Origin of the sequence: Paenisporosarcina sp. TG20 (assembly GCF_000286315.1) — a bacterium.
Classification (GTDB): Bacteria; Bacillota; Bacilli; order Bacillales_A; family Planococcaceae; genus Paenisporosarcina.
On the sequence record NZ_ALJG01000207.1, the window covers coordinates 1 to 9,528 of the forward strand.

At 36.9% G+C, this 9,528-nt stretch carries 7 protein-coding genes; all 7 read left to right on the plus strand.

What is annotated here, in order from left to right:
- Nucleotides 1-790 precede the first annotated feature (790 nt).
- The 7 genes from B371_RS0104095 (at nucleotide 791) to codY (ending at nucleotide 9,198) form a co-directional block, all read left to right on the plus strand.
- Nucleotides 791-1,687 (plus strand): DNA-processing protein DprA, encoded by an 897-nt coding sequence (locus B371_RS0104095; protein ID WP_019413033.1) that lies wholly within the window; start codon nucleotides 791-793, stop codon nucleotides 1,685-1,687.
- A 104-nt stretch (nucleotides 1,688-1,791) separates the two neighbouring features.
- Entirely contained in the window at nucleotides 1,792-3,867 is a 2,076-nt protein-coding gene (gene topA / locus B371_RS0104100; protein WP_019413034.1) for a type I DNA topoisomerase, read from the plus strand.
- 24 nt (nucleotides 3,868-3,891) lie between these two features.
- Nucleotides 3,892-5,199 carry an FADH(2)-oxidizing methylenetetrahydrofolate--tRNA-(uracil(54)-C(5))-methyltransferase TrmFO gene (gene trmFO / locus B371_RS0104105; protein ID WP_019413035.1) on the plus strand — a complete coding sequence of 436 codons (1,308 nt, stop codon included), beginning with the start codon at nucleotides 3,892-3,894 and terminating at the stop codon, nucleotides 5,197-5,199.
- Between the two features lie 248 nt (nucleotides 5,200-5,447).
- On the plus strand, nucleotides 5,448-6,341 hold the full coding sequence (xerC, locus tag B371_RS0104110; protein ID WP_019413036.1) for a tyrosine recombinase XerC: 894 nt from the start codon (nucleotides 5,448-5,450) through the stop codon (nucleotides 6,339-6,341).
- A gap of 31 nt (nucleotides 6,342-6,372) precedes the next feature.
- A complete protein-coding gene (gene hslV, locus B371_RS0104115; RefSeq protein WP_019413037.1) occupies nucleotides 6,373-6,921 on the plus strand; it encodes an ATP-dependent protease subunit HslV in 549 nt (182 codons plus the stop codon).
- The gene (gene hslU / locus B371_RS0104120; RefSeq protein WP_019413038.1) at nucleotides 6,918-8,321 is read left to right on the plus strand and encodes an ATP-dependent protease ATPase subunit HslU; all 1,404 of its coding nucleotides are present in this window, start codon (nucleotides 6,918-6,920) and stop codon (nucleotides 8,319-8,321) included. Before hslV ends, hslU begins: the two co-directional genes overlap by 4 nt.
- Before the next feature lie 97 nt (nucleotides 8,322-8,418).
- The gene (gene codY / locus B371_RS0104125; protein WP_019413039.1) at nucleotides 8,419-9,198 is read left to right on the plus strand and encodes a GTP-sensing pleiotropic transcriptional regulator CodY; all 780 of its coding nucleotides are present in this window, start codon (nucleotides 8,419-8,421) and stop codon (nucleotides 9,196-9,198) included.
- Nucleotides 9,199-9,528 lie beyond the last annotated feature (330 nt).

The following is a 9,528-nucleotide window of genomic DNA, read 5'->3' on the forward strand; positions in this document are numbered from 1 at the left end:
ACATGATAAAACAGAATTTCTATAATTGATTCTTGTTAACCCATTAATGTAAGTCGTGATTTCTTTTTTTAGATGCATAAGTTTCCTCACTAGAAGTCCTATAAGAATATAGGCTTGGGTACTTTCATTTTATAAAATATGACGACTTTTATATGTATTTTTATTAATTTTTTGATTTTTAAAAGGAGAATGATTGTAGTGGAAGGCGGCGACTCCTGCGGAAAAAGCGAGACAGACGAGACCCCGCAGGAGCACAATGGAACGAAGGCTAAGAACGCCACGTCGTGTGGCGAAGCCTTCGTGACCAACATCCTGTTGGCCCGAGGAGGCTCGGTTGCTCGCCCGCGGAAAGCGTCCGCCTGCAAAGGAAATCATACCAGAAACCAAAGTGGATACTGTGACTCTCTTAAAGGACCGGGCATACTTAGCCCGGTTTTTCTTATTAAAATAAAACCATTATGTTTGCCATGTTAAACTCTAACCACTGTTCCAAATCCTTGAGAGAAAGTAGAAGAATCTTGTCCCAAAAACACTCTTTATGACATCTGTTCTACCCATTTCAAAATCTTCATTAGTTATAGGAGGACATTTACCAAAAACAAATTCTGCCAAAAGGTGACAATTAATTTAAAACATATTAAAATAGATTCTAGCGGTACATTTTACGGGATACCGTGTCTTTTAATAGACATGTAACTTTTCATGTCTATTGGCAATTCCCAGCTCTCGCCTCTACTATTATAACTCATAAGGTTAGAGTGCGATTTTCTACTATACAAGGAGGAAAGGTATGAACAATCAAACATTTACAGACCGGTTATTGGCACTACATTACGTAATGCCCATTCCGCTAAATCGCTTGAACCCCCTACTTCAAGTTGATCCGGATTTATCAAGGTGTCAAAGAATGAACATCCACCAATTAGCCCAATTGTTGAAACTTACCTATGAACGGACCCGAAAGTTTAAAGATGCTTATGTAAAAGCGCTTGAAACCCCCCTTATTCAAGCATACAACTCGAACTGCATTACACCACTCCCATTTAACCATCCCAATTACCCTAAACAGTTAAACACCTTATATGACCCACCAACTATCTTATACGCTAAGGGCAACATAGATTATTTATTAATGGATTACTATGTGGCAGTAATCGGTGCCAGAGATGCAACGGACTATTCTAAACAAGCGATGTCTTACATAATTCCGCCGCTCGTTAAGAATGACGTAGTTATTGTTAGTGGTCTTGCAAAGGGAGCTGATGCAATGGCTCATCAATTGACTCATGAACTTGGAGGGAAAACAATTGGTGTACTAGGTCATGGCCATTTTCATCGATATCCTAAAGACAATCTAAAACTTTATGACATTATGGATAAATATCATTTAACACTCTCTGAATACCCAGCTTATGTCACACCACAAAAGTGGTATTTTCCAATGCGTAACCGCTTAATAAGCGGTCTTGCTCAGGCAGTGGTTGTTACAGAAGCAAAAGAAAAAAGTGGCACAGTTAGTACACTGCAACATGCTTTAGATAATGGGAAAGATGTCTATTGTGTGCCAGGACCTATAACGTCCATTTTGTCTCTAGGACCCAATCGGTCTCTTTTAGAAGGTGCAAAACCTGTCTGGAACGGCTTTCAAATTGTAGAAGAATTACAAAGATTATCTTTCCAAAAATGATAGTGAAATGAATAATGGTTGCAAAATAATTGAAACTGTTATACATTTTGCAACAGGTATTTCTTTTATTAATATATAAGGAACCTCTATAAGGAGGCACATACATGTCGGATTTTTTAGTGATTGTGGAGTCGCCAGCCAAAGCGAAAACGATTGAGCGATATCTTGGCAAAAAATACAAAGTTAAAGCTTCACTTGGTCACCTGCGTGATTTACCACGTAGTCAAATGGGTGTAGATGTTGAAAATGAGTACACACCGAAATATATAACTATTCGTGGAAAAGGACCCGTTTTACAGAATTTAAAATCAGCAGCTAAAAAAGCAAAGAAAATTTATCTCGCGGCTGACCCGGATCGCGAAGGTGAAGCAATTGCTTGGCATCTCGCGAACTCATTGAATATTGATATTGAATCCGATTGTCGGGTTGTTTTTAATGAAATAACCAAAGAAGCGATTAAAGAATCGTTTAAAAACCCTCGTCCTATTGATATGGACTTGGTAAATGCACAACAAGCTAGACGTATTTTAGACAGACTAGTCGGCTACAACATAAGTCCGATTTTATGGAAAAAAGTCAAAAAAGGTCTTTCAGCTGGTAGAGTTCAATCAGTAGCGCTACGTTTAATTATAGATCGTGAAAATGAAATCAAAAACTTCCAACCTGAAGAATATTGGTCAATAGAAGGAAGTTTTGAAAAGGGTAAAAAACCTTTTGACGCAGTGTACTTTGGAGAAGGTGCTCAAAAAGTTAAGCTTACAAATGAACAACAGGTGAAGGAAATCCTGAGTCAATTAAAAGGTGACAAGTTCGAAGTAACAAGTGTTATTAAAAAAGAACGTAAACGTAATCCGGCACTCCCGTTCACAACATCTTCTCTACAACAGGAAGCTGCAAGGAAGTTAAACTTTCGCGCAAGAAAAACAATGATGCTTGCTCAGCAATTGTATGAAGGATTAAATATTGGTAAAGAAGGAACTGTTGGGTTAATTACGTATATGCGTACTGATTCTACCCGTATTTCCGATACCGCAAAAAAAGATGCACACTCTTATATAGAAGGGGAATATGGGAAAGAATATGTAACCACTTCTACTGCAGTGATTAAGCAATCTAAGAAATCACAAGATGCACACGAGGCGGTTCGTCCTACCAGTACATTACGAACACCCAATCAACTTAAATCAATACTCTCTAAAGACTTGTTTCGTTTGTATAAATTAATTTGGGAACGTTTTTTAGCGAGTCAGATGTCTCCTGCTATACTAGACACTGTAACAGTTGATCTGACTAATGAAAATGTAGTATTTCGTGCAAATGGTTCTCAAGTGAAATTCCCTGGTTTTATGAAATTGTATGTTGAAGGTAACGATGATCAAACCGAAGAAAAAGATCGTATTTTACCCGACATGGAAAAAGGCGATTTCGTAAAGAAACTTTCTATTGAACCAAATCAACACTTTACACAACCACCACCACGTTTTTCTGAGGCTCGACTCGTTAAAACGTTAGAAGAGTTAGGGATAGGTCGACCATCAACTTATGCACCTACTCTTGATACAATTCAAAAACGTGGTTATGTGTCACTTGATGCAAAGCGTTTTATTCCTACAGAACTAGGTGGCATTGTTCATCAACTTGTTTTAGAGTTTTTCCCTAAAATAATTGATATTGAGTTTACCGCACAGATGGAAAAAGATTTGGACAGTGTTGAAGAAGGGCAAGAAAAATGGGTCCATATTATCGATAATTTCTACCAAGACTTTGAAAAACATGTGATACATGCAGACAAAGAAATGGAGAAAGTCATTATTAAAGATGAACCTGCAGGGGAAGATTGTGAAAAATGTTCTTCCGCAATGGTCTTTAAATTGGGTCGCTTCGGTAAATTTATGGCATGTAGTAACTTCCCAGAATGTCGTAATACAAAAGCCATTGTTAAATTTATTGGAGTGAAGTGTCCTACATGTAAAGAAGGCGAAGTTGTAGAGCGTAAAAGCAAAGCGAAACGTCTATTTTATGGTTGTGAACGATATCCAAATTGTGATTTCGTGTCATGGGACAAACCAATTAGCCGACCGTGTCCAAAATGTAGCGAATTACTAGTCGAGAAAAAGCTGAAAAAAGGAATACAAATTCAATGTACGGCATGTGATTATAAAGAAGATACTCAACTTTAATAAAATAGAAGGCAGGTGAAGAAATTGACGATTGTCAATGTTATTGGTGCAGGCCTAGCTGGAAGTGAAGCCGCGTGGCAAATTGCTAAAAGAGGTGTTCATGTTCGATTATTTGAAATGCGCCCAGTCAAACAAACACCTGCTCATCATACGGATAAGTTTGCTGAGCTTGTTTGTTCAAATTCTTTACGGGCCAACACATTGACCAATGCAGTGGGTGTGATTAAAGAGGAAATGAGAATACTGGATTCTATAATCATAAAGGCTGCTGATCATTGTTCCGTGCCTGCAGGAGGAGCTCTCGCTGTTGATCGTCATGAGTTTGCAGGCTTCGTAACAGAAAATGTGAAAAATCATCCGCTTGTTGAAGTAATTCATGGAGAAGTCACTGAAATACCTGAAGGCATTACAATTATTGCGACGGGTCCTTTAACTTCACCAGCTTTAGCTGATAAAATTCAACAACTTACAGGACAGGATTATTTGTATTTTTACGATGCAGCTGCCCCAATTGTTGAAAAAGAAAGTATAGATATGGACAAAGTGTATTTGAAATCCCGCTATGATAAGGGGGAAGCAGCTTATATTAATTGTCCAATGACAGAAGAACAATTCGATCGTTTTTATGAAGGCTTGATTTCTGCAGAAGTAGTGCCAATTAAAGAGTTTGAAAAAGAAATGTTTTTTGAAGGTTGCATGCCAGTTGAAGTAATGGCAGAGAGAGGGAAAAAGACTTTATTATTTGGTCCAATGAAGCCAGTAGGTCTTGAAGATCCTAAAACAGGGAAAATCCCATATGCGGTTGTTCAATTAAGACAAGATGATGCAGCAGGTACACTTTACAACATTGTTGGTTTTCAGACACATTTAAAATGGGGACCCCAAAAAGAAGTTTTAAGATTAATTCCAGGTCTTGAAAATGTTGAAATCGTTCGTTACGGAGTAATGCACCGCAATACATTTATTAATTCACCAAGTGTTTTAAAATCTACATATCAATTGAAAACAAATAATCAATTGTTTTTCGCGGGACAAATGACGGGTGTAGAAGGATATGTAGAATCAGCGGGAAGTGGCTTGATAGCAGGCATTAATGCCGCGAAACTAGCACTTGGAGAAGAGTTATTAGTGTTCCCAGAGGAAACAGCATTAGGGAGTATGGCTAGATACATTACCGAAGCCGATCCAAAAAATTTCCAACCAATGAATGTCAACTTTGGATTATTTCCTGATTTACCAAAACGCTATAAAACGAAAGAAAAACGAGGACAAATGCAAGCTGATCGAGCACTAGCAACAATTCGAAATTTTATGAATACCCCATCGGTTTAATTGCCGAAGCCTCTAGTTATTGTTATAATCTAGAGGCTTTTTACTTTGGTAAAATTTGAATTGTAAACGTTATTTTTAAAAAGTGATTCTTTATTCAGCTGAAAGAAAAAACTTGCTTGCTCTGAGGCTTCCTAAACTATTCGATAAACAATCTAGCTTTCTAAAGTGTATAACTCTACTATTCGGTTTTGAGTCGATCGAGTTGGTGTTATTCGTTAGTACTTTTACTATTTGGGGGTTAAACACGAATGTCTCCGTCAGAAGCTTTATCTCAATTTAAAAGCTATATCCAACTCGAAAAGAATTATTCTAAGCACACTGTGCGTGAATATGAATCTGACCTACTCGACTTTTTTGCTTTTCTACAATCTGAAGGAATTAAAAGTCTTCATGAGGTTGAATACATACACGCAAGACTATATGTCACAAAGTTGTATGACGAATCTCTAGCACGTACTTCGATTTCAAGGAAAATTTCGGCGATTCGTTCTTTCTTTAAGTATGGTAACCGCGAATTCGGTTTAAATGAAAGTGCCTTTCGTTCTCTATATCATCCTAAGAAAGAGGAACGACTTCCTCATTTTTTTTATGAAAAGGAACTACAACAATTATTTGAAGCAACAGAAGACGATAGTCATATGTCACTCCGTAATCGTGCGATTCTTGAACTTCTATATGCAACAGGTATGCGAGTAAGTGAGTTAACTTCTTTAGAAGAAAGTGATATTGATATGCGTATTGGAATATTGCGCGTGATGGGTAAAGGTCGAAAAGAGAGATATATACCATTTGGCCAATTTGCACAGGATGCATTGGAACATTACATGGATGTGGCGCGTTCTAAGTTAATGAAACAATCAAAACATACCTTCGTGTTTACGAATATGCGAGGTCAACCATTAACTCCACGCGGTGTAAGATATATTTTAACCGACATAGTTAAAAAAGCATCATTGCATACAAAAATCTATCCACATATGTTGAGGCATACTTTTGCTACACATTTGTTAAATAATGGAGCAGACTTGCGAACAGTACAGGAACTTCTCGGACATAGTCATTTGTCATCGACGCAAATTTACACACATGTAACGAAAGATCATTTACGAAAAACTTATATGAATGCACATCCTAGAGCATAATGAAGGATGAGCTAAACGAGAGGTGAACATCATGGGAGAAATACATGCAACCACGATATTTGCGATTCAGCATAAAGGGAAATCCGCGATGGCCGGTGATGGTCAAGTTACTCTGGGGAATCAAGTAGTAATGAAGCATACAGCGAAGAAAGTAAGACGCCTATATAAAGGTGAAATACTTGCAGGCTTTGCTGGTTCTGTTGCAGATGCTTTTACATTATTTGAAATGTTTGAATCGAAGTTAATGGAATATGATGGTAATTTACAGCGAGCTGCTGTTGAACTTGCTCAACAATGGAGAAGCGACAAAATGTTGCGAAGACTTGAAGCGATGTTACTTGTGATGAATAAAGAAACACTTTTATTAGTGTCGGGTACAGGTGAAGTGATTGAACCAGATGATGGCATCTTAGCCATTGGTTCAGGTGGGAATTTTGCATTAGCAGCAGGCCGAGCTTTAAAGCAATATGCTGGTGAAACAATGAATGCAAAAGAAATTGCAGAGGCTGCACTTAACACTGCTGCAGATATTTGTGTATTTACTAATCATCAAATTATTGTGGAGGCGTTAAATGAATGAATAAATTACAATTGACACCAAAACAGATTATCGAACATTTAGATCGTTTTATCGTTGGACAAAAAGATGCAAAGAAATCCGTAGCAGTTGCTTTACGCAATCGCCATCGTCGAAGTTTGTTATCCGATGAAATGAAAAATGAAGTTATACCCAAAAATATTTTAATGATTGGACCTACTGGCGTTGGTAAAACGGAAATCGCTCGAAGAATAGCGAAGTTAAATAACGCACCCTTTATTAAAGTAGAAGCGACAAAGTTTACAGAAGTTGGCTATGTAGGTCGCGACGTTGAATCTATGGTTCGAGATTTAACAGAAGTAGCTGTTCGAATTGTAAAAGAAGAAATGACAGAAGGTGTAAAGGGTCAAGCAGAACGTTTAGCAAATGATGCAATCGTTCGCCTATTGGTTCCTTCCTTGAAAAAGAAACAGAGTAATACTCAAAATCCATTTGAAATGCTGTTTGGACAAAAAACAGATCAAGAACAAGAAGAACCAACAACCGATGACACCGATATTCGTTTAAAACGTTCTCAAATCACAGAAGACTTAAGAGACGGGAAGTTAGAAGACGAATGGATAAATGTCGAAGTTACTGAGCAGACTCCATCTATGATGGACGCATTCCAAGGTTCGGGCATGGAAAGTATGGGTCAAAATATGCAAGACGCATTTGCTAACTTAATGCCAAAGAAAAAGAAAAAGCGTCGTTTACAAGTAAAAGATGCACGTCGAATCCTTGCAATCGAAGAAGCCAATAAATTAATTGACTCAGAAGAAGTTGCGAGGAAATCAGTGGAACGTGCAGAGCAAACAGGGATTATATTTATTGATGAAATTGATAAGATTGTAAGCAAAGGTGGCAATGCTTCATCTGCAGATGTTTCTCGTGAAGGTGTACAACGAGATATTTTACCAATTGTTGAAGGTTCTACTGTACAAACGAAGTATGGTGCTGTAAAGACAGATTACATGTTGTTTATTGCGGCAGGAGCATTCCATACTTCAAGACCTTCAGATTTAATCCCTGAGTTACAAGGACGTTTCCCTGTTCGAGTAGAGCTGGAGAAATTGACAAAAGAAGACTTTGTTCGCATTTTAAAAGAACCAGATCATTCCTTAATACGTCAGTATAAAGCTCTACTTGAAACTGAGGGCGTAACACTTGAGTTTACTGAAGAAGCAATCGAACGTATTGCCGAAATTGCAACCGAAGTAAATCAAGAGACGGATAATATAGGAGCACGTCGTTTGCATACGATTTTAGAAAAGTTATTAGAAGAACTCTCTTTCGAAGCATCTGAAATAGCACCTGCGCATATCGACATTACACCGACATATGTCGACCAAAAACTCGGAAATATTGTAAAAAACAAAGATTTGTCACAATTTATTTTATAATTCGAGTTATATCTATTCCAAAAACAATTAAAAACCTTTAGAATATTTAGTAAATACAAATATAAAAATATCTATACTACTGTAGGAGGAAACATTCATGAATTTATTAGCAAAAACAAGAAAGATTAACTCAATGCTTCAAGCGTCTTCAGGTAAGAAAGTTAACTTTAAGGAAATGGCTACAACTCTTAGCAATGTTATCGAATGTAACGTGTTTATTCTTAGCCGTAAAGGAAAACTATTAGGATTTGAAATCAATCAACAAATTGAAAACGAACGTATTATTAAGATGATGGAAGATCGTCAATTCCCTGAGGAATATACAAAAAACTTATTTAATGTAAATGAAACATCTGCTAATTTAGATGTTTTTAATCAACATACTGTATTTCCAACAGAAAACCGCGAACTTTTCAAAGAAGGTTTAACAACGATCGTTCCAATAATTGGTGGTGGAGTACGTTTAGGAACATTAATTTTGGGCCGTTTAAAAAATGAGTTCGAAGATGATGATCTAATTCTTGGTGAATATGGTGGTACTGTTGTAGGAATGGAAATTTTACGTGAAAAATCAGAGGAAATTGAAATTGAAGCACGCAATAAAGCGATTGTTCAAATGGCAATAAACTCTCTTTCTTATAGTGAACTTGAAGCAATAGAACATATTTTCGAAGAGCTTGAAGGAAACGAAGGTTTACTAGTTGCCTCGAAAATTGCGGATCGGGTTGGAATTACACGCTCGGTTATTGTAAATGCATTACGTAAACTAGAAAGCGCAGGAGTTATAGAATCTCGTTCTTTAGGTATGAAGGGTACGTACATCAAAGTACTTAACAATAAATTCTTAAACGAGCTAGCAGAATTAAAATTGAAATAAGAGCATGCCCCTTAACCACAGAGAGAAGTACTCTTTGTGGTTAATTTTTATTTTAAGACATAAGTATATGAAGTCTAACATGCTAAAACAGTATTCCTTTGATGTGACTCTCGATAATTCAAAGACGTGATTTCCTTTTTGAGAACCGCAATTTTCTCTCAGGTTGAAGTAAATTTTGTTCGTTCAGTGATGTATTCTTGTTTGGTAATATTTAGATTGCATAATAAATCATCCAATTTAAACATAGGCGTGGGTACTTTTATTTTACAAAATAAAACGACTTTTTATATTTATATTTAAAACTATACTGTTATCACTGTTGATTTTTAA

What these genes read in the sequence shown, in the direction of transcription:
- xerC (WP_019413036.1), top strand. Translation starts at nt 5,448, where the DNA reads ATGTCTCCGTCAGAAGCTTTATCTCAATTTAAAAGCTATATCCAACTC.
- hslU (WP_019413038.1), top strand. Translation starts at nt 6,918, where the DNA reads ATGAATAAATTACAATTGACACCAAAACAGATTATCGAACATTTAGAT.
- topA (WP_019413034.1), top strand. Translation starts at nt 1,792, where the DNA reads ATGTCGGATTTTTTAGTGATTGTGGAGTCGCCAGCCAAAGCGAAAACG.
- hslV (WP_019413037.1), top strand. Translation starts at nt 6,373, where the DNA reads ATGGGAGAAATACATGCAACCACGATATTTGCGATTCAGCATAAAGGG.
- codY (WP_019413039.1), top strand. Translation starts at nt 8,419, where the DNA reads ATGAATTTATTAGCAAAAACAAGAAAGATTAACTCAATGCTTCAAGCG.
- B371_RS0104095 (WP_019413033.1), top strand. Translation starts at nt 791, where the DNA reads ATGAACAATCAAACATTTACAGACCGGTTATTGGCACTACATTACGTA.